The sequence below is a fragment of the Streptomyces hiroshimensis genome (assembly GCF_014650335.1).
Taxonomy (GTDB): Bacteria; Actinomycetota; Actinomycetes; order Streptomycetales; family Streptomycetaceae; genus Streptomyces; species Streptomyces hiroshimensis.
Genome location: NZ_BMUT01000001.1, coordinates 1,092,887 through 1,113,152, shown reverse-complemented (window position 1 = coordinate 1,113,152; position 20,266 = coordinate 1,092,887). Strand labels below are relative to the sequence as shown.

Annotated in this window: 18 protein-coding genes; 12 read left to right on the top strand and 6 right to left on the bottom strand. The window is 72.3% G+C overall.

The features are described 5' to 3' along the window. Window positions 1–2: 2 nt before the first annotated feature. Entirely contained in the window at window positions 3–530 is a 528-nt protein-coding gene (locus tag IE241_RS04510; RefSeq protein ID WP_190020225.1) for a PadR family transcriptional regulator, read from the top strand. Here the strand turns inward: IE241_RS04510 and IE241_RS04505 are convergent. Then, window positions 513–1,427: an oxygenase MpaB family protein gene (locus tag IE241_RS04505; protein WP_190020224.1), complete on the bottom strand. Its 915-nt coding sequence runs from the start codon at window positions 1,425–1,427 to the stop codon at window positions 513–515. The genes IE241_RS04510 and IE241_RS04505 overlap by 18 nt on opposite strands. A gap of 101 nt (window positions 1,428–1,528) precedes the next feature. Here IE241_RS04505 and IE241_RS04500 point away from each other — a divergent pair, with 101 nt between their 5' ends. From IE241_RS04500 to IE241_RS04485, 4 genes are all read left to right on the top strand, one after another. Then, complete coding sequence (locus IE241_RS04500) at window positions 1,529–1,816, top strand: hypothetical protein (RefSeq protein WP_190020223.1); 288 nt, start codon at window positions 1,529–1,531, stop codon at window positions 1,814–1,816. A 246-nt stretch (window positions 1,817–2,062) separates the two neighbouring features. Beyond that, complete coding sequence (locus IE241_RS04495; RefSeq protein WP_190020222.1) at window positions 2,063–3,055, top strand: alkaline phosphatase family protein; 993 nt, start codon at window positions 2,063–2,065, stop codon at window positions 3,053–3,055. Between the two features lie 2 nt (window positions 3,056–3,057). Further along, window positions 3,058–4,410 (top strand): MFS transporter, encoded by a 1,353-nt coding sequence (locus tag IE241_RS04490; RefSeq protein WP_190020221.1) that lies wholly within the window; start codon window positions 3,058–3,060, stop codon window positions 4,408–4,410. Next, window positions 4,410–5,426, top strand: coding sequence for a TolB family protein (locus tag IE241_RS04485; RefSeq protein ID WP_190020220.1), 1,017 nt, complete (start codon window positions 4,410–4,412; stop codon window positions 5,424–5,426). Before IE241_RS04490 ends, IE241_RS04485 begins: the two co-directional genes overlap by 1 nt. A 16-nt stretch (window positions 5,427–5,442) precedes the next feature. Here IE241_RS04485 and IE241_RS04480 read toward each other — a convergent pair whose 3' ends face one another. Beyond that, complete coding sequence (locus tag IE241_RS04480; protein WP_058042796.1) at window positions 5,443–5,625, bottom strand: tail-anchor membrane protein; 183 nt, start codon at window positions 5,623–5,625, stop codon at window positions 5,443–5,445. Window positions 5,626–5,692: 67 nt separating this feature from the next. Next, complete coding sequence (locus tag IE241_RS04475; protein ID WP_190020219.1) at window positions 5,693–6,724, bottom strand: fatty acid desaturase family protein; 1,032 nt, start codon at window positions 6,722–6,724, stop codon at window positions 5,693–5,695. A gap of 237 nt (window positions 6,725–6,961) precedes the next feature. On the opposite strand from IE241_RS04475, the gene IE241_RS04470 reads away from it, so the two are divergent. The 3 genes from IE241_RS04470 to IE241_RS04460 all read left to right on the top strand — a co-directional run bounded on the left by IE241_RS04470 (window position 6,962) and on the right by IE241_RS04460 (window position 12,125). Next, window positions 6,962–9,844 carry an SCO1167/SCO6262 family helicase gene (locus IE241_RS04470; RefSeq protein WP_190020218.1) on the top strand — a complete coding sequence of 961 codons (2,883 nt, stop codon included), beginning with the start codon at window positions 6,962–6,964 and terminating at the stop codon, window positions 9,842–9,844. Next, entirely contained in the window at window positions 9,841–11,121 is a 1,281-nt protein-coding gene (locus IE241_RS04465) for an SWIM zinc finger family protein (protein WP_190020217.1), read from the top strand. Before IE241_RS04470 ends, IE241_RS04465 begins: the two co-directional genes overlap by 4 nt. A 122-nt stretch (window positions 11,122–11,243) precedes the next feature. Then, the gene (locus IE241_RS04460) at window positions 11,244–12,125 is read left to right on the top strand and encodes a YceI family protein (protein WP_190020216.1); all 882 of its coding nucleotides are present in this window, start codon (window positions 11,244–11,246) and stop codon (window positions 12,123–12,125) included. 38 nt (window positions 12,126–12,163) lie between these two features. Here the strand turns inward: IE241_RS04460 and IE241_RS04455 are convergent, their stop codons facing one another. Together IE241_RS04455 and IE241_RS04450 are read right to left on the bottom strand one after the other, a co-directional pair. Next, the gene (locus IE241_RS04455; RefSeq protein ID WP_190020215.1) at window positions 12,164–12,595 is read right to left on the bottom strand and encodes a hypothetical protein; all 432 of its coding nucleotides are present in this window, start codon (window positions 12,593–12,595) and stop codon (window positions 12,164–12,166) included. A 92-nt stretch (window positions 12,596–12,687) separates the two neighbouring features. Then, window positions 12,688–13,587, bottom strand: coding sequence for a phosphatidylinositol-specific phospholipase C/glycerophosphodiester phosphodiesterase family protein (locus IE241_RS04450; RefSeq protein WP_190020214.1), 900 nt, complete (start codon window positions 13,585–13,587; stop codon window positions 12,688–12,690). A gap of 249 nt (window positions 13,588–13,836) precedes the next feature. Between IE241_RS04450 and IE241_RS04445 the strand changes: the two genes are divergently transcribed. The 3 genes from IE241_RS04445 (at window position 13,837) to IE241_RS04435 (ending at window position 18,156) form a co-directional block, all read left to right on the top strand. Continuing rightward, a complete protein-coding gene (locus IE241_RS04445) occupies window positions 13,837–15,054 on the top strand; it encodes a phosphodiester glycosidase family protein (RefSeq protein WP_190020213.1) in 1,218 nt (405 codons plus the stop codon). Window positions 15,055–15,188: 134 nt separating this feature from the next. Then, complete coding sequence (locus IE241_RS04440; RefSeq protein ID WP_190020212.1) at window positions 15,189–16,601, top strand: family 2B encapsulin nanocompartment shell protein; 1,413 nt, start codon at window positions 15,189–15,191, stop codon at window positions 16,599–16,601. A 148-nt stretch (window positions 16,602–16,749) separates the two neighbouring features. Then, entirely contained in the window at window positions 16,750–18,156 is a 1,407-nt protein-coding gene (locus IE241_RS04435; RefSeq protein WP_190020211.1) for a family 2B encapsulin nanocompartment shell protein, read from the top strand. Window positions 18,157–18,245: 89 nt separating this feature from the next. Here IE241_RS04435 and IE241_RS04430 read toward each other — a convergent pair whose 3' ends face one another. Further along, a complete protein-coding gene (locus IE241_RS04430) occupies window positions 18,246–18,440 on the bottom strand; it encodes a hypothetical protein (RefSeq protein WP_190020210.1) in 195 nt (64 codons plus the stop codon). A 110-nt stretch (window positions 18,441–18,550) separates the two neighbouring features. Between IE241_RS04430 and IE241_RS04425 the strand changes: the two genes are divergently transcribed. Continuing rightward, the gene (locus IE241_RS04425) at window positions 18,551–20,248 is read left to right on the top strand and encodes a P-loop domain-containing protein (protein ID WP_190020209.1); all 1,698 of its coding nucleotides are present in this window, start codon (window positions 18,551–18,553) and stop codon (window positions 20,246–20,248) included. Window positions 20,249–20,266 lie beyond the last annotated feature (18 nt).

The following is a 20,266-nucleotide window of genomic DNA, read 5'->3' as shown; positions in this document are numbered from 1 at the left end:
CCATGCTTGAACTCGCCATCCTCGGATTCCTCTACGACGCTTCACTGCACGGCTATGAGCTGCGCAAACGCATCGCCGCGCTCACCGGGCACGTCAAGCCCGTGGCAGAGGGCTCGCTATACCCGGCGATCAAGCGGCTGGAGTCGGCGGGGCTGCTCGCCCGGGAGACCCGGCCGGGCTGCGGAGCCGCGCCGCGGCACGTCCTCTCCCTCACGGCGCACGGCCGCGCGGAGCTGAGACACCGGCTCGCGGAGCCGGCCGACAACGACATCACGGACGAGAACCGCTGGTTCACGGTGCTCGCGTTCCTGCGCCACCTGGGCGAACCGGAGGGGCAGGCCACCGTCCTGGAGCGGAGGCTCGCCTTCCTTCAGCAGCCGGCGAGCTTCTTCTACGCCGGTGACCGGCCGCTGCACGCCGAGGAGATCGAGGATCCGTTCCGGCGGGGTGTGCTCACCATCGCCCGCGCCACCAGCCGCGCGGAGCTTGCCTGGCTGCGCGAGACGATCGGCTCACTCCGCGGCGTCTGAGCCCGACGACCCGTGCGGCACCGGGCAGGCGCCGGGCCGTGCGCCGCGCCGGGCGCCGGGGAAAGTACCGAGCTCCGCGACGGCATAGCCGTTCGGATAGCCCTTGATCTCGGGGTTCTGGCGCGCATAGTGGGGTGTGCGGCGCGGCGGGAGGAGCCGCACCGCCTTGGCCCGCGCCCGCAGGGCGCCCCGGACCACGGCGCGCGCGGCCGGGTGCGGCTGCTCGTAGCGGAATGCCTGCAGCAGGGAGTCGTCCAGCAGGGCCATGCTCGCGCCGCGCACGAGCGGGGCCAGGGGGCGCGGATACCAGGAGGCCATCAGGCCGAGCGTGGCGTCCGAGACGCGCCGGCCGCCCTCGTCCCAGCCGAAGTGCGCCGCCTCGTACTCGTCCAGGCAGCGCTCGAAGGCGGCGTAGGACTCCGGGATGTCCTGGATGCCCATGTGCTTGCCGAGGGTGCGGTAGTACGCGGCGATCGCGCGCCGCTCGTGCTCGGAGAGCCGGCGCCAGCCGTACGCGTCGAGCCACCTTCCGGGGATGACGACGAAGGTGCACAGGACGTAGCGCATGTCGTCGTTGCTGATGTCATAGCTGCGATGCATCTGGTTGATTCGGCGGATCGCGGTGCGCCCGCTCTCACTGTCGAATCCGTGCTCCACGACGGCGTCCAGCAGCAGGGCGGTGTCGTCGTACCGCTTCTGCGGGCGGCCCGGGAACTCGCCCGTGGCGGCGAGGAGACGGCCGATGCTGGGGACGGCGTAGGTCCTGTAGAGGGCCAGTTCGAGCGCGCGGCTGATGTCCCAGGGGAACTCCAGGGTCGCCGTGATCCGGTAGATCCTCAGGAAGTCCCGTTCGGGGTCCAGCCTCCGGATCTCCCTCAGCCAGTCGTAACGCTTCACTCGGCGGCCGCCCCTTCGTTCGTCGGAGGTTCAACTCTACGGGTGGCGGGCACACTTGAACGACCACGGCCCGGACGGCTCGCGGAGGCAGGTGACGATCGGTGTTCGACAAGCTCCGCAAGCGCATCGAGGAGGCCTGGCAGCTGCCTGCGCCCCCGCCGCCCGCCGGGCGGCAGCGCAATCTCTTCGAGGCGGCCGCCACCTATGTGGCGGCGTGCGCCGAGGACGACCACGACAGAAGCGCCGAGGCCGCCCGCTGGGTCTCCCCCGAGGCGCTCTGCTTCGGGGTGAACGAGCTCGCGTGCCGGGCGGTCGTCGCGCTCGCCCGTGAACACGACGAGACACCGCAGCACATGGCGCGCAAACTGCTGGGGCTGCCCGTCGCCTGAGGCTCGGGCGCACACCTGAGGCCCGGCCGCGCATCGCTCCGCGGCCGGGGACGTGCGCACCGGGGACGGTTCCGTGCACGCGCAGGACCACCGCCGGACAACCCCTCTGTACGGACGCATACAGAACGCCTTACGCGCGCCTGCAGCACAGCTCTGTACGTGGTCTGTACGCGCGCCCCCACCCCTGACGGCTGTCGCATTCCACTGGGGCTTTGTTCCCGAAGCCGTCACCTTAAGGGCGTGTACATGTCATGCGCGCCGTTCTACATTTCCCTCACGCCCCCGGCCGCCGCCCTGCCCAGCGCCTTCCCCGCCGAGCACCCACCCGCCTGTACGGAGGACACCGTGCCCGCCTCCCCCGCCCATGCCCCCGGCCTGCCCCGGTCCCGCCGTCACCTCGGCGCCCTGGCCACGGCCTTCGGCCTCGCCGCCACCTCCCTCGGCCTGTGGGCCTCGGACTCATCCGCCGCGGCGGCCGTGCCCACCCCGGACCACGTCGTGGTCGTCGTCTTCGAGAACCACGCGTACGGCCAGGTCATGGGCAGCTCCAGCGCGCCCTACATCAACTCCCTCGCCGCGGGAGGGGCCAGTCTGACCGCGTCGTACGCCGAGACGCACCCCAGCCAGCCCAACTACTACGCGCTGTTCTCCGGGGACACCCAGGGCGTCACCGACGACAGCTGTGTCACCCCGGGCTTCAGCGACGAGCCCAATCTCGCCTCCGAGCTGGTCGCCGCGGGCAGGAGCTGGGCCAGCTACAACGAGTCCCTGCCCGCCGAAGGATCCACCACCTGCAAGAGCGGCAAGTACGCGCAGAAGCACAACCCGTGGTTCGGCTTCGGCAACGTGCCCACCAACACCGCGCACACGATGAGCGCCTTCCCCGGCGACTACGGCAAACTGCCGACCGTCTCCTTCGTCGTGCCGAACCTCTGCAGTGACATGCACGACTGCTCGGTGGGCACCGGCGACACCTGGCTGAAGGACAACCTCAAGGGCTATGCGGACTGGGCCAAGACCCACAACAGCCTGCTCCTCATCACCTTCGACGAGGACAACAGGCTCAGCGGCAACCGCATCCCGACCGTCGTCTACGGGCAGCCCGTCAAGGCCGGTTCCACCTCCGGCACGACCTACAACCACTACGACGTCCTGCGCACCCTCGAGGACATGTACGGCACCGCGCACGCCGGGCAGGCAGCGGGCGCCAAGGACATCACCGGTATCTGGAACAGCTGACCGTGTACCTCGCGGACAGCCGCACCGCCCCGGGCGTCCCCGACACCGCCGGCCGGGCCCCCTCCCCCGGCCGGCGGGCCGCCGTCCCGGCGACCGTGCTCACCCTGGGCACCGTCAGCCTCGTCACCGACATCTCCTCGGAGATGGTCAGCGCCGTCCTGCCGCTCTACCTCGTGGCCGAACTCGGGCTGTCCCCCCTCGGCTTCGGCCTCCTGGACGGCATCCACAACGGCGTCAGCGCACTCGTACGGCTGCTCGGCGGCAGGTTCGCCGACCGCGGTCCGGGCGGCCACAAGGCCGTGGCCGCCGCCGGGTACGGTCTCTCCGCCCTGTGCAAGCCGCTGCTGCTCGTCGTGCACAGCGTGCCGCTGATCGGTGCGGTGCTCGCCGCCGACCGCACGGGCAAGGGCCTGCGCACCGCACCGCGCGACGCCATGATCTCGCTGGCCTGCGAACCGGCCGGACGGGGCCGGGCCTTCGGCGTGCACCGCGCCATGGACACCGCGGGGGCGCTGCTCGGCCCCCTGCTCGCCTTCCTCATCCTGCGGGCCGCAGCAGGCGGCTACGACGCCGTGTTCACGGTGAGCGGCTGCGTGGCCGTCCTCGGCGTCCTCGTCCTCCTGCTCTTCGTGCCCGGTCGCGCAGCCTCCCGCGGGCACCTCGCACCCGCAGGCAAGGCGCCCCTGCGGGCCGTCTCGCGCCGTCCGGAGGTCCGCCGGCTGACCGTCTGCGCGGTGCTGCTGGGGCTGACCACCGTCAGCGACTCGTTCCTGTACCTCACGCTGCAGCGCCGGCTGGACCTGTCCGAGGCGTGGTTCCCGCTTCTGCCGCTGGGCACGGCCACCGCCTTCCTCCTGCTGGCCGTCCCCCTGGGGGCCGTCGCCGACCGCTTCGGCCGCCGGCGGCTGTTCCTCTGCGGCCACCTCGCGCTCCTGGGGGCGTACGGCATGCTCGTCGCCCCGCTCGGCGACTCGCCCGCCCTGCTCTGCCTCGCTCTCGCCTTGCACGGCGGCTTCTACGCGGCCACGGACGGCGTACTGGCCGCCGCCACGGCCGACGCCGTTCCGGAGTCCGTCCGCGGCAGCGGGCTCGCCGTCGTGCAGACCGGACAGGCGGCCGCCCGCTTCGCCTGCTCGATCGCCTTCGGTGCGGCCTGGGCGGCGTGGGGCGACCGTACGGCGCTGGAGGCGGCAGCGGCCAGCCTCGCCGTCTCTGCCGCCGTCAGCGCCCTGCTGCTGCGCCCTGCGAAATCCCCGTCCGCGTCCCCCGTCGGCATCCCTGCCCGCGGACGGCCCTCCGGCGCCGGTCCGCTGAACAACCACGTGAACCGCGTGACCCACAAGGACCCGCCCTGATGAACCGCAAGAACCGTCTCCTGATCCTCGTCGCGGCCGTGCTGGTCCTGGGCGGCGTCGCGATCGCGGCCACCCTGCACGCCGCCGGGCGGGCCGCCGAGAAGGACCGGGCGCGCCCCGGCGACCCGCGCGTCGGCCGCGGCGAGGTCGTCCTGGACGCGCCGGGCCGGAGCGTCTTCCGGAACATGGCCTGGGGGCCGCACCGCGACGAGATCGCCTCCGTGCCCGCCGCCGCCCCGGCGGGGCCCCGCACCTCGTCCGGAGTGCGCTGCCTGCGCTTCCACGCGGCCGGCGGGACGGGGATCTGCCTGCAGGCGGTACACGGCAAGCTCCGGGACGGCTACCGGGCCGTCGTCCTGGACGCCCGGATGCGCGAGCTGCGCCGCTACGACCTGGCCGGCGTGCCGACCCGGGCGCGGGTCTCCCCCAGCGGCCGCTCCGTCGCCTGGACCGTCTTCGTCAGCGGGGACTCGTACGCGGGGACGGACTTCTCCACCCGCACCTCCGTACTGGGCCTGGACGGCTGGACGCTGGACCGCAACCTGGAGGACTACCGGTTCTTCCTGGACGGCCGGCTCCACAAAGCTGCGGACGTCAACGTCTGGGGCGTCACGTTCGCCGACGACAGGCACTTCTACGCGACCGTCGCGACCGGCGGGCGCACGTACCTGGTGCGCGGCGATCGCACCGACCGGACGCTGCGGTCGCTGCACACCAACGTGGAGTGCCCGTCCCTCTCGCCGGACGGGACGCGCATCGCCTACAAGAAGCGCGTGGAGGGCGTGCCCGACGACGCGCCCTGGCGGCTGTACGTCCTGGATCTGCGCACGCTGCGCGAGACTGCGACGGCCGAGCGGCGCAACATCGACGACCAGGCGGTGTGGCGGGACGGGCACACCCTCGTCTATGCGCTGCCCGGCGACTACGGATCGGATCTGTGGACCGTCCCGGCGGACGGATCCGGCAGCCCGCGGGTCACGATGCCCGCGGCGCTGGCGCCGGCCTTCACCGGCTGATCCCGCCCGGGAACCGTCAGCGCCCCAGCTCCTTGCGCGACACCCGGCGCAGCCTCTTGCGCTGCGAGGAGTCCAGCAGGAGATACGCGCCGACCGGCACCCCGACCATCACCAGCAGCGCGGCCCAGAAGGGCAGCAGCCACAGCAGGATGACTCCGACCGCCACGCCTCCGACGGCGACCTTGGTCCTGTTGCTCATGTCCCTGCCTCCTTCGCGACGGCTGCCGCTCTGTCCGTGAGAACGCCCGGCGGCGGCGTCTGGTTCCTCACCCGGTCCGCAGCGGGGCGCCCACCGCGTGCATGTGGTGCAGCGCCTGGCGGTACGAGTCGACGATTCCAGTCTCCGTGTACGCGAGCCCCGACGCGCGGCAGTGTGTGCGGACCAGCGGCCGGGCGAGGCGCAGGTGGGGGCGCGGCATGCTGGGGAAGAGGTGGTGCTCGATCTGGTAGTTCAGCCCGCCCATGAGCCAGTCCGTGACGGGGCCGCCGCGTACGTTGCGCGAGGTGAGGACCTGGCGGCGCAGGTGGCCCCAGCGCTCACCGTCCGGGTCGGGCATCTCCATGCCCTTGTGGTTGGGGGCGAAGACCATGCCGAGGTGGAGGCCGAAGAGGGCGTGGTGGGCGAGGGCGAAGACGACGGCCTTGCCCGGGGACATCGCGGACAGCAGCAGAGCGGCGTAGCCGGTCGCGTGGAGGGCCAGGAGTGCCGCTTCCGTCCGCCGCTCGGCCGGGCTCTGCCTCTTGAGGTCGCGCACGCTCGAGATCTTCAGGTTGACGCCTTCGAGCAGGAGCATCGGGAAGAAGAGAACGGCCTGGTTGCGGGTGAGCCACCGGGAGAAGCCCAGTCGCTGTGCGGCCTGCCGCCGGGTCCATACGAGCGCCCCGACGCCGACGTCGGGGTCCTTGTCGACGTGGTTGGGGTTGGCGTGGTGGCGGTTGTGCTTGTCGTTCCACCATGCGTAGCTCATGCCCAGCAGCAGGTCCGCGTGGACGAGGCCGATCAGCCGGCCCGCGCGGCGGGTGCCGGCTATCTGGGCGTGCCCGCTGTCGTGTCCGACGAACGCGGTGCGGGCCCAGAACAGGGCGGCGGGCACGGCCAGCAGGACCGTCCACCAGGAGTCGCCGCAGAGCACGATCCCGGTGGCCGTGGCGGCGAGCGCGAGGAGGTTCACGGCGATGCTGCGCGCGTACCAGCCCCTGCGGCGTTCGAGGAGGCCCTGCCCCCGCACCTGACGGAGGAGCGGGGCGAAGTCGCTGCCTGCGGCAGGTTCCGCGAGCAGGGTGGTGGCCTGGGGCATGGGTTCTCCGGACGGTCGGCAGGCTGGGCTGACCTCACAGAACGTACGGACCGGAGCCGGTCGGGGGCCATGGAGTCACCACCCGGTTCCTGCGGGGGCAAGCCCCCGCAGCGCACAGGGGGGTTGAGTACACCTCGCCTCCGGCATGTGGCGCGGCTCACCTCGCGAAGGTCTTCGCCGGGAGCGTGCGTCCTGTACCCTCGGGCGCTCCGGACCGCGACTAGTCAAATTTGAGGAATGCGCAGCGCTGTGACACCGCCCTCTGCCGCAACACCCTCCGAGATCTCCCGGCTCGCCCAGTGCTCGGCGGTCTTCCTTCCCGGAGACCCCGCACGCACCGGGCGGGTGGCCTTCTGGCTCCCGGACGCCGAACCGCCCGCCTCCCCCGGCGGCGTCGAGGACCTGACCATCGCCGTCCCGGACGGCACCGACGTCACCACCACGACCGTACGGGCCGCCGTGCTGCCCGTACGCGACGCCCTTCCTGTCCTCACCCGCGCCCGGGCCGCGCGGGCCGACGAGGCGGCCGCCTTCTGGGGCGCCGCCGCCGTGCTCGCCCTGCAGATGGCGGCGCGCGGCCGCCTGCTGCCCGGCCTGTCGGAGACCGATCACGACGCGTGGCGGGTCGGCCCGCTCACCGCCGACGACCTGCGCCGGGTACGTGAGCTGGCCGCCGCGATGCCTCCCGCGGCGCACGCCGTGCCGCTCCCGGGCACCGGCCCCCTGCTGCTGCCGGAACCCGAACTGCTCGTACGGTCCTTCCTGGACGCCGTCGCCGACGGGCTGCCCCGCTCCCCCGCCGCCGCCCTCGCCGCCGGCGGCCCCGCCTTCGCCGCGCCCGAACCGCGCCGCCTGCCCGAGCAGCGCGCGTGGGCCGCCGGCGTCGCCGCCGGACACGATGCAGGCGTACGGCTCTCGCTGCGCGTCGAGGTGCTGGGAGCCCTCGCCGACGAGGACGCCGCGCCCCGCTTCCGGGCCGTGCTCCAGCTGCACAGCCTCTCCGACCCCGCGCTCGTCGCGGACGCCGCCGAGGTGTGGTCCGGAGCGTCGTCCGCGGCCGCAGCGCTCGGCCGGGACGCCCGGATGAAGGCGCTCCTCGCGCTGCGCAGGGCCGCCCGTGCCTGGCCTGCGCTCGCCCCGCTGCTCTCCGCCGCGGTCCCCGACGCCATCGACCTCGCCGACGAGGAGGTCGGCGAACTGCTGGGGACGGCTTCCGCTGCGCTGGACGCCACCGGGGTCGAGGTGCACTGGCCGAAGGAGCTCGTCCGCAGCTTCACCGCGCGGGCCGTCGTGGGGCCCCCGGAGGGCGACGGCACGGGGGCGGACCGCGAGCGTTCCGGCATGCCGTCACTGCTCTCGGCCGACGCGCTGCTCACCTTCGGCTGGCGCTTCGCCGTCGGCGGCCTGGAGCTGACGCAGGCCGAGCTGGACCGGCTGGCGGAAGCGGGCCGCCCCGCCGTACGGCTGCGCGACCAGTGGGTGCTCGTCGACCCCGGCGCGGTGCGCCGCGCCCGCGAGCGGCAGGACCGCAAGCTCACGCCGGTCGAGGCGCTGGGGGCGGCCCTGACCGGCCGTGCGCCCGTGGAGGAGGGCGACGAGGAGGGCCCGCAGGTCGACGTCCGGGCCACCGGCTGGCTCGCGGCGCTCCGCGACCGCATCGCCGACCCCGAGCGGTCCCGCGAGCCCGTCCCCCAGCCCGCCGGGCTCGCCGCCACCTTGCGCGACTACCAGCTGCGCGGCCTGGACTGGCTGCACCGGATGACCTCCCTCGGGCTCGGCGGCTGCCTGGCCGACGACATGGGCCTCGGCAAGACCATCACCCTCATCGCCCTCCACCTGCACCGGCAGGCGCTGCCCGAGGCGGCCGGTCCCACGCTGGTGGTCTGCCCGGCGTCCCTGATGGGCAACTGGCAGCGGGAAGTCGAGCGGTTCGCGCCCGGCACCCCCGTACGCCGCTTCCACGGCCCGGCACGGTCCCTGGAGGGGCTGTCCGGCGGGGAGTTCGTGCTGACGACGTACGGCACCATGCGCCTCGACGCCCGGCGGCTGGCCGGCGAAGCCTGGGGCCTGGTCGTCGCGGACGAGGCCCAGCACGTCAAGAACCCGTATTCCGACACCGCCAAGCAGCTGCGCACCATCGGTGCGAAGGCGCGCGTCGCACTGTCCGGCACACCGGTGGAGAACAACCTCTCCGAGCTGTGGGCGATCCTCGACTGGACGACGCCGGGACTGCTCGGCCCGCTGAGCCGGTTCCGCAAGCGCTACGCCCAAGCCGTCGAAGGCGGCACGGACCCCGCCGCGGCCGAGCGCCTCGCGGTACTCGTCCGTCCGTTCCTGCTGCGCCGCCGCAAGTCCGACCCCGGCATCGCGCCGGAGCTGCCGCCGAAGACCGAGACGGACCGCGCGGTCGCGCTCACCAAGGAACAGGCGGGCCTGTACGAGGCCGTGGTGCGGGAGATCCTCGCCGAGATCGAGGGTGCGGACGGCTTCGAGCGGCGCGGCCTGATCGTCAAGCTGCTGACCGGCCTGAAGCAGATCTGCAACCACCCGGCGCAGTTCCTCAAGGAGAAGTCCCCGAGGATCGCCGGCCGCTCGGGCAAGGTCGAGCTCCTGGACGAGCTGCTGGACACGATCCTCGCCGAGGGCGCGAGCGTGCTGGTGTTCACGCAGTACGTGGCAACCGCCCGCATCCTGGAGCAGCACCTGGCGGCACGGGGCGTCCCCACGCAGCTCCTGCACGGCGGTACGCCCGTCCCGCGCCGCGAGGACATGGTGCGCCGCTTCCAGGACGGCGAGGTTCCCGTCTTCCTGCTGTCGCTCAAGGCAGCCGGTACGGGCCTGAACCTCACCCGGGCCGGACACGTCGTGCACTTCGACCGGTGGTGGAACCCGGCAGTCGAGGCGCAGGCGACCGACCGCGCGTACCGGATCGGACAGACGCAGCCGGTACAGGTGCACCGGTTCGTCACCGAGGGCACGGTCGAGGACCGCATCGCGGAGATGCTCACCCGCAAGCAGGCCCTGGCGGATGCCGTCCTCGGCACCGCCGAGGCGGCCGTGACCGAACTGACCGACGCCGAGCTGGCGGATCTCGTCGCACTGAGGGGGAACGGACGTTGAGCGGACAGGAAGGCTCCGGCCGGCCGGAGCACACGTTCGAGGCGCTGCCGCCCGAGCCCGGGCGGAGCTCCGCCCGGACCTGGTGGGGCCGGGCGTGGCTCAAGGCCCTGGAGGACACGGCGCTGGACGGCAAGCAGGTGAAGGCCGGGCGCAGCCACGCGCGCGCGGGCGCGGTGGGCGCGGTTTCGGTGCGGCCCGGGCGCATCACGGCCGTCGTACGGGACCGCGACGGCACCCCGTACCGCGCCGACGTGGTGGTACAGGAGTTCGGCGCGGCCGACTGGGAGCGCCTGCTGGAGCTGGTGGCGGGTCAGGCGGGGTACATCGCCGCTCTGCTCGACCGTGACATACCGCCGCACCTGGCCGAGGACGCACTCGCGGCCGGGGTGGACCTGCTGCCGGGCATCGGGGATCTGGAGCCGGAGTGCACGTGCGGCGCCTGGGACCACTGCGCGCACACGGCGGCGCTGTGCCATCAGATGGCACGGCTGCTCGACCAGGACCCGTTCGTGCTGCTGCTGATGCGCGGCCGGGGGGAGCGCGAGCTGCTGGAGGAGCTGCAGGCCCGCAATGCTGCGCGCGGATCCGGCGGGGCGCCCGGACAGGGCGCCGAAGGGCCTTCCGGAGTGCCTGCGGCGGAGGTGTTCGCCATGGCGTCCTTCGTGGCCCCGCTGCCGGATCCGCCTCCCGTGGTGGAGAGCCCGGGCCGCCCTCCGGAGCTCGGCGGAGACGTGGCCCCCGCGCCCGGGCTGGATCCCGCAGCGCTGGAGTTCCTCGTCGCGGACGCCGCGGCCCGGGCCCGGCAGCTGCTGGCCGAGGCGCTGGCCCCCGGTCATGAGACCGCTCCCGTCGCCGGGGAGCTCTCGCTGTGGGAGGACGCCGTGCGCCTCGCGGCGGCCGGACCGGACAGCCGCATCACCGCCCGGCTCGCGACGGGCTGCCGGCGGGAGCGAGCCGAGCTCGCGCGGGCCGTACGCGCCTGGGAGCACGGCGGGCCGGCGTCTCTCGCCGTACTGGAGGAGGAGTGGACTCCGGAGGGCGAGGGCCTTGCACGGGCCCGCGCGCAGCTGGCTGCGGCCTGGGGCGAGGAGCAGGCTCCGCAGCTGCGGGCCGTGCGCAACCGATGGACCGCGGTGGGCACTTCCGCGCAGCTGCGGTATGGGAGGGACGGCCGCTGGTGGCCCTACCGCAAGGAGGGCGGTCGCTGGCTGCCCGCGGGGCCCTGTGACCACGATCCGGCGGCCGCGCTCGCAGCACTCCTCACCGACGACCGGTGATTCAAAGGCAGAAGATGACAAAAAGGGAGCTTTCATAGGCACCCCGAGGATTTTGCCTATCAGCGACAGAATATGGTGATCTACAGTTCAATCACCTTCTGGTCACAGAAAGGCCCTTTGGGATGGCTTTCGCCCTGATCCGCCGGTTCACGCGCCCCTCCCGCCCGGAGACCGCGCCGATTCCGCTCGGGGCGGGGGCTCTCGAATGCGTCGTGGTGGAGCCGATGCAGACACCCATGCACAGAGCCGAGGTCTCCGTACGGGACGCGGGCGGCCAGGAGGTGGTGCACGGTCAGACCGACCCGCACGGCCGCTTCGCGACGACCGTCGCCCCCGGCGAGTACAGCGTCTCCGTGACGGCCGACGGCTTCCGGCCTGTCATGCGCACCGTCACCTGCGCCGAGGAGACACGCACATCGCTCGGCACCGTCGCGATGGAACTCGCCCCGGCGCCGCCCATGCCCGCCCCGGGCGCATGGCGCATCGACCCGGACCACACGGCGGTGCGCTTCATCGCCCGGCACATCGGCCTCGCCGAGGTGCACGGCCGCTTCAACCGCTTCGAGGGCACCCTCTGGATCGCGGAGGACGTCCGGCACTCCCGCATCGACGTCGTGATCGAGACCGCCAGCATCGACACGGGGGTCGCCCAGCGCGACGAGCACCTGCGCTCGCAGGAGTTCCTCGACGTCGTCAACTTCCCGTACATGCAGTTCACCAGCGAGCACTTCGTGCACCGCGGCGGCTCCCGGTGGACCGTGCAAGGCGTGCTCAACCTGCACGGCGTCAGCAGGAACATCGCGCTCGACACCCGCTACCTGGGGATCGGCACCGGCATCATGGGCGAGTCCCGCACCGCCTGCTCGGCCTCCACCGAACTGCACCGCGAGGACTTCACCCTGGACTGGCGCTCCATGCTCCGGCGCGGCATCGCCATGATCGGCGCGACGATCAGGATCGAGCTGGACATCCAGGCCGTTCCGCAGCAGACGCCGGCCGGCTGACGCCCCGTACGCCTCACCGCCCCGTACGCCCCCGGCGGTCAGCCCCGGTCGCCGTCGCCGGCGACCGGGAGCAGGCCCGAAGGAAAGCCGCTCGGCAGGCTCGTGGGCAAGGACGTGGGCAGACCGCTGGGCAGACCGGACGGCAGGGCCGTCGGCCACTGCGACGGGAACCCGCTCGGGACGGTGAGCGAGGGCGACGACGTGCCCGCGCCCGGGCCGCCGGATGCATTCCCGTCACCCGGCCTGCCCGGCTCGCCGCCCTTGCCGCCGACGACCAGGACGGCGCCCAGGGCGAGCCCGGCCACCGCCACCAGCGCGACGACGAGCAGGGCGGCCCGCCGCCCGCCGCCGCCCGGGCGAGGGGGCGGGGGCGGTGACGGCGGCGTGCCCCACGGCGGCTGGGCGGGCCCGAAGCCGCCCGGAGGCGGACCCGCGGGCGGCCCGTACGGCGGTCCAGGTGGAGTGGCCATGCGACCAGCGTCCCGCCGGGCGCGCACACACCGGCGGGCGGTGACGGAACCACCACAGGTTCCACCCCGGACCGGGACATTCCACCCGGCGCTCAGCCCTCCGCGCGCAGGAACGCCTCCAGGCCGGACAGATCGTCGGTGTTGAGCAGGTCCACGCCGGCGGAGAGCAGCTCCCGCCACACGGCCTCGCGCGCCGGGCCGGGCCGGTCCGGTGTGGCCCAGAACCGCACGCGGCGGCCCTCGGCGTGCGCACCGGACACGATCCGCCGGAGCCGGGCCCTCTCCGTGGCCGGCATCGGGCCGGCGCCCTGCCAGCCGAAGTTGGCGCTCCAGTTGTCGCTCACCAGGGGGATGAACGACGCGGGGGCACCGCCTCCGAGGTCGGCGAGCCGGCCGTCGTAGAAGGCGTGCCGGAGCCGCTCCTCCGCCATCGGCCCCCGCGCGCCACGGTCACCCGAGACGACCGCCGTGACGGCACCGCGGCGGATCCGGCCGTCGGCACAGGACGTGAACAGCGTCCCGTAGCGGCGCAGGCGCCGCGAGAGCTCCCGGTAGGTCGCGGCGCCGTCGGTCTTGATGTCGACGAGCAGCTGCAGCGAGAGGTTGTAGCCCTGGTAGACACGGCCGTGACCGGCTCTGACCCGGCGCTGCAGCGGATCGAGGTAGAGGGCTTCGAGAGTGCGGGCCGGGTCGAGGCCCGAGGCGTCGTGGGCGACGAGGAGCCGCCCGTCCACGAGCCAGATGTCCGCCTCGACGCTGCCGAACCCGTGGGAGAGCGCATCGGTGAGCGGGTGGGTGTGCTCGTAGTCGTTGTGCGCGTGCGCGCGGCGCAGGGGCAGCCTGCCCGGCGCGCCGGACTCATCGCGCCCCCGCGCCGCCGGCTCGGCGAACGTCGTGGTGGCGAAGGCCGGGGTGGCGAAGGACCCCGTGAGCGCGCCGCCCAGGGCGGCTCCGAAGGCGACGACGGCTGCGCGGCGCGTGCGAAGGCTCATGGCAGCTCTCCCAGTTCTCCAGGAACTCCCAGGTCGGTGTGTGTGCCAGTGTGCAGCGGCGTCCGCCCGCACGTGCCGGCACCTGTGAGTATCCGGGCCCGACGGGCCTCTGGGCAGGGATGTGCCGAGAGTTGCCCGCGTCGACGTCGGCGCGTTCCCTGTCGTTCTTTCGGGGCATGGTGAACTGTTCTGCACCGTGCCAGAGTTGACGAGACCTCTGGGGTGACTGTGAAGAGACGCAGAAGACGTATGCGCTCGGTGCTGACGGTTCTGGTGGCGTGGACCTCGCTGATCGGCGGAGGCACCGCCCTGGCGGATGCGAGCGACCGGCCCGCACTGCAGTTCCGGACCCTGGCCCCGGTCGCGCCGGGCGTGGAGTACCGGGAGTTCTCCCTGTCCGCCTCCCACGGCCCGGCGTACGGGCATGTGCTGAGGGTCGATCTGAGCCGCTCGGGCGTCTCGCTCGACCTGCTGTATCCGGGCTCCGTCGCCGCGAGGTCGACGGTTTCGCGGATGGCGGCCGCCCGGGGCGCCGTGGCCGGGGTCAACGGCGACTTCTTCAATATCACGGAGACCCAGCACCCGGGGGTCGAGGCGACGGGTGCACCGGTCGGGCCGTCCATCGCGAGCGGCCGCCGTCTGGGCGCGGCCGTGCCCAACGGGCAGCGCTTCGGGCCGGCGATGCCCCCGGGCGTGTCCACACGGGACGTCATCGGCCTGGGCACCGACTACAGGGGCCGGCTGGACCGGCTCACCCTGGAGGGCACCGTGACGGCCAACGGCAGGACGCTGCCGTTGCGCGGGCTCAACCAGTACGCCCTGCCGGTCGGCGGCATCGGCGCGTACACCCCCTCCTGGGGCTCGGCGTCACGGCTCCGCGCCACCTGCGGCACGGACGCCAGCAGGGGCGCGCCCTGCACGAACGACACCTACGAACTGACCGTGCGGCACGGCAAGGTGACGGCCGCGGCGCACAAGCCCGGCCACGGCGCGATCGCCTCCGGCACACTGGTGCTCGTCGGGCGGGACGCGGGGGCCCGGGAGCTGCGCAGACTCAAGGTCGGTGACGCCGTGCGCGTCGAGGACAGGCTGAAGGCGGCGCACCGGGGCGCGCTGCGCTTCGCGATCGGCGGGTTCCCCGTGCTGCGCGACGGCCGGCCGCTGTCCGGACTGGACGGCTCGACCTCCGCCGTACGCACCGCCGCGGGCCTGGGCGACGACGGACGGCTGTTCTACCTTCTGGCGCTGGACGGCGCCGCCGACTACCGGACGGGGCTCACCGTCGCCGAGCTCGCCGACCTGATGCGCGATCTCGGCGCGGACGACGCCGTCAACCTCGACGGCGGCGGCTCGAGCACGCTGGTCACCCGCGATCCGGACAGCGGCCGGACGGCGGTCCGCAATCATCCGTCGGGCGGGGCGGAGCGGCCGGTGGCAAACGGTGTCGGGGTTTTCGTCCGAACGTAACATGATCGATCAATCCACCCTTTTGAGTGACTGCGCCCACCGATATCCCACTGATAACTTCGAGGGCGGGCAGGGGAATTCTTGAGCAGGCCCGCTGCGGCCTGTTTCCATAACGGATGGGTGGGCATTCGCATATGACGACGTCAGTGGAGACCGGTAACGAAGGCAATAACGGTGCCGGCCGGCTGAGTCTGGGCACCGAGGCCGCACGGAATCTGGCGACCACGACAAAGTCCGTTCCTCAGATGCAGGGAATCACCTCGCGGTGGCTCCTGCGCATGCTGTCCTGGGTGCACGTCCCGGGCGGTACGTACCGGGTCAACCGGCGTCTGACGCACACCCTCGGCGACGGCCGGGTGGAGTTCGTCTCCACCGGCGCGGACGTCCGGGTCATCCCGGCGGAGCTGGGCGAGCTCCCGCTGCTGCGCGGCTTCGGCGACCCGGAGGTCCTCGAAGCGCTCGCGGGCCGCTTCACCCAGCGGGAGTTCCGGCCGGGGGACGTCGTCGTGGAGGCCGGGCAGCCGGCGGACCAGGTGGTCCTGATCGCCCACGGCAAGCTCAACAAGGTCCGTGAGGGCGAGTACGGCGATCCGGCCGTCCTCGGCGTCCTGGCCGACGGCGGCTATTTCGGCGACAAGGCCCTGGCCGCGGCGGCGGAGAGCGACTGGGACTTCACCGTCAAGGCCGTCACCGCCTGCACCGTGCTGACCATGCCGCGCCAGGCGTTCCAGGAGGTCATGGAGGCATCGGCCGGGCTTCGGTCCCATGTGGAGGCGTTCCGCACCGCCACCGCCCGCCCGCAGAACGAGTACGGCGAGTCCGCCATCGACGTGGCCTCCGGCCACTCCGGCGAGCCGGCGCTGCCCGGCGTCTTCGCCGACTACGAGCTCTCTCCCCGTGAGTACGAGCTGAGCGTCGCCCAGACGGTCCTGCGCGTCCACACCCGCGTGGCCGACCTCTACAACGAGCCCATGAACCAGGTCGAGCAGCAGCTGCGGCTGACCATCGAGGCGCTGCGCGAGCGCCAGGAGCACGAGATGGTCAACAACCGCCGGTTCGGCCTGCTGCACAACGCGGATCTCAAGCAGCGCATCCACACCCGCAGCGGCCCGCCCACCCCGGACGACCTCGACGAGCTGCTCGCCACGGTCTGGAAGGACCCGAGCTTCCTGCTGGCCCACCCGCGCACGATCGCGGCGATCGCCCGGGAGTTCAACAGCCGGGGGGTCTATCCGGACAGCGCCGCCGTCGGCGGCCACTCCGTGCCCGCCTGGCGCGGAATTCCCATCTTCCCGTGCAATAAGATCCCGATCTCCGAGAACGGCACCAGCTCCGTTCTCGTCATGCGCACGGGCGAGGAATCCCGAGGCGTCGTCGGGCTGCACCGGACGGGAATTCCCGATGAATATCAGCCGAGCCTCTCGGTGCGTTTCATGGGGATCAGCGAACAGGCCATCATCTCCTATCTGGTGAGTGCTTACTACTCCACCGCCGTGCTGGTGCCGGACGCCCTCGGAATTCTGGAGAACGTCGAGATCGGCCACTGACCCCGGCCACCGACCCCGGCATCAGACCCCCGGCTCCGACCCCGGTCGCCGCCCCGGCCTCCGGCCACAGCCGCCGGAGGCCGCCCGCACCACGCCCCGCACCGCGAATCCGCGCCTCGTACCGCACACAGATGGGTGATCATCAGCTATGACCACGTCAGTGGAGTCCGGCCAGGCCGCACCGGCCCCGGAGGCACAGCTCAGCCTCGGCACCACAGCGGCACGCCAGCTCGCCACGACGACCAAGTCCGTACCGCAGATGCAGGGGATCTCCTCCCGCTGGCTCCTGCGCGTGCTGCCCTGGGTACAGGTATCCGCCGGCACCTACCGGGTGAACAGGCGGCTCACGTACACCGTGGGGGACGGCCGGGTCGAGTTCATCTCCACCGGTTCGGAGGTCCGGGTCATCCCGCCGGAGCTCGGAGAGCTGCCGCTGCTCCGGGACTTCGGCGACAACGACACGCTGGAGGCGCTGGCCAACGGCTTCGTCCAGCGCGAGTACGCGGCCGGTGACACCCTCGTCGAGGCCGGCGCCCCGGCCGACCACATCTTCCTCGTCGCCCACGGCAAGCTCAACAAGACGGGCACCGGCAAGTACGGCGACGAGACCGTGCTCGGGGTGCTGGCCGACGGCGACTACTTCGGCGAGCAGGTCCCCCTGGAGCCGGACGGCACCTGGGGGTTCACCGTCCGGGCCGTCACGCGCTGCACGGTCCTGGCCCTTCCCCTGCAGGCCTTCCAGGAGCTGGCCGAGCGGTCGGAGGCTCTGCGCGAGCACGTCGCGGCGTACTCGTCCCGCCCGGCGCGGCCGCAGAACAAGCGCGGTGAGGCCGACATCGCCATCACCTCGGGCCACGCCGGCGAGCCCTCCATCACCGGCACCTTCGTCGACTACGAGCTCTCCCCCCGCGAGTACGAGCTGAGCGTCGCCCAGACCGTGCTCCGGATGCACACCCGCGTCGCCGACCTCTACAACGACCCGATGAGCCAGCTCGAGCAGCAGCTGCGGCTGACGGTCGAGGCGCTGCGCGAGCGCCAGGAACACGAGATCGTCAACAACCGCCAGTTCGGCCTGCTGCACAACGCCGACATCAGCCAGCGCATCCACACCCGCACCGGCCCGCCCACCCCCGACGACCTCGACGAGCTGCTGGCGCGCCGCCGCAAGACCCAGTTCATCCTCGCCCACCCGCGCACCATCGCCGCGTTCGGCCGTGAGTGCACCAGCCGCGGGCTCTACCCGAAGTCCATCGACGTCCTGGGCTCCTCGGTGCGCTCCTGGCGCGGAGTGCCGCTGCTGCCCTGCAACAAGATCCCGGTGAGCGAGTCGGGAACGAGCTCGATCCTCGCCATGCGGACCGGCGAGGACAACCAGGGGGTCGTGGGCCTGCACCAGACCGGCATTCCGGACGAGTTCCAGCCGAGCCTCAACGTCCGGTTCATGGGCATCAACGAGCAGGCGATCTCCTCGTATCTGGTGAGCGCCTACTTCTCGGCGGCGATCCTGGTGCCGGATGCCCTGGGTGTCCTGGAGGACGTCGAGATCGGGCGCTAGGCGCGCCGCGCGGCGGCATCCCGGGCCGGATCCCCTGACAGCGGGCCCGGCCCGGGCGCCGTTCAGGGCCCGTATCCGTCCGGGCCGTATCAAGGCCGTACGCCGCTCACGAGGCGAGCGGTCGTCGACAGGCCGTCGGAGATCGTCGGCGCGATGCTCGTGCTCGCGAGGAGGAAACCGAGCAAAATACAAACCAGGGCGTTCGACATGCGCAGCGAGCCGCTGCGCATGAACACGACCACCAGGACGAGCAACAACAGGACCACGGAGATCGAAATGGCCATGGCGAACCTCCTCGGCGGAGCGGTTGTACGTCAGTCTGTCCCACCATGCGCCGCGGCCTGCGCAAACGGTGTACTCCATTCAGGTACGGCGGAACTCTCCACGCGGTCCCGTGGTCGTTGAGATCGCGGTCGGTGCGCTCCTCAAGGCCGTTGCCACGGGAGCCATCGGATCGCTTTCGGGCAAGGTCACGGGCGCCGCGTGGGAGAAGCTCAAACGGGATCCGGCCGTCACGGCCTTCCAGCGCGCGCTTGCCAGAGCGCTCGAGCTCTACGGCTCCACCGGCCAGCGGCTCGCCCTGGCCAAGCCCTTGCTCGCCCGGCGCGGCCCCCTGTCGGACGAGGAGGTCACTGCCGAGCTCGGTAAGGTGCTCCGCCCCGATGCAGCTCCCGATCCGGCTGTCATCGCGGCTCACTGGCGTGCCGCTCTGGACGGGCCGGTATCCGCGGACCTCACTGCCGAAGCAGCGATCCTGCTCGGTCATCTGACCGCTGAGCTGCGGGAGGAGGAGGTGTTCCGGCCGGTGTTCGCGCAGCGGTCCCTGGAGGCGATCGCCGACAGCTCCGAGGCCGGAGCGGAGGCCCTGCAGCAGCTCGTCGAGAACCTGGCCAACCTGACGAGGCTCACGGGCAGCGGCCTGGCCGGGCTGGCCGACGCGGTCCGGTCGGTACATCCCGCGCTCTCCCTGCACGTCCGTTCGTGGACCCGGCTGATCAACGAGCGGACCCGGGGATTTGTGGGCCGCGCCTTTGTGTTCGAGGCGTTCGAGGCATTCACCGGAAGCAACCCGTGCGGCTACTTCCTGGTTCTGGCGAAGCCGGGCGTGGGCAAGACGGCGATCGCAGCCGAGCTGGTCCGCCGGGGCGGCCACGTCCATCACTTCAACGTGCGGGCCGAGGGCGTCAACCGCGCCGACATGTTCCTGCGCAGCGTCTGTGCCCAGCTTGTCGCCGCGTTCGGCCTGCCGTACACGGACCTGCCTCCCGACGCCCACCGTGATGCCGGATTCCTGTCGGCCGTGCTCGACCAGGTGTCGGAGCGGCTGGCGGACGGCGAGCGCTGCGTCATCGTGGTGGACGGTCTCGACGAGGTCGAGACGTCGGACCACGAGATGGCCAATGTGCTCTTCCTGCCGACCCTGCTGCCCCCGGGCGTCTTCGTCGTCGCCACGGTCCGCGACGGTTCCCCGGTCCCGCTGCGCGTCGACTGCGCGCGCCTCCCGTTCAGGATCGACGCGGGCTCTGCGGAGAACCTCGCCGACATCCGCGCCTACGTAGGCTCGGCGGCCGCCCGAGCGGGTGGCTTCATGGCCGCGAGGCGGCTGACGAGCGACGGGTTCGTGAGGCTGCTGACCGAGCGGTCCGAGGGCAATTTCATGTACCTCCGGCACGTACTGCCCGAGGTGATTTCCGGGCGCTATGACGACACCCGTATTCCGCAGGGCCTGGAGAACTATTACGAGGACCACTGGCGCCTGATGCGGTCGGGCGGCCGGCTGGAAGAGCAACTACCCGTACTCATGGCCCTGACCACGGTCGACACGCCCCTCACGGCGAGCGCGATCGCCGAGTTCGCCGGGGTCCCGGATCCGTTGCGCACCGTCTCCCTGCTGGCCCAATGGGGGCAGTTCCTCGTGGCCGACAAGACCGAGCTCGACGGACGACCCCGTACCCGATACCGGATCTACCATCAGTCCTTCCGTGACTTCCTGCGGGAAAAGGAAGAGGTCGGGGAACTCACCGTCACCCATCGCCAGGCACTGGACCGGGCGGCGGACGCCCTGTGGAACAGGCTTCAGTCCCATGACTGAGCAGTCCCATGGCTGAGG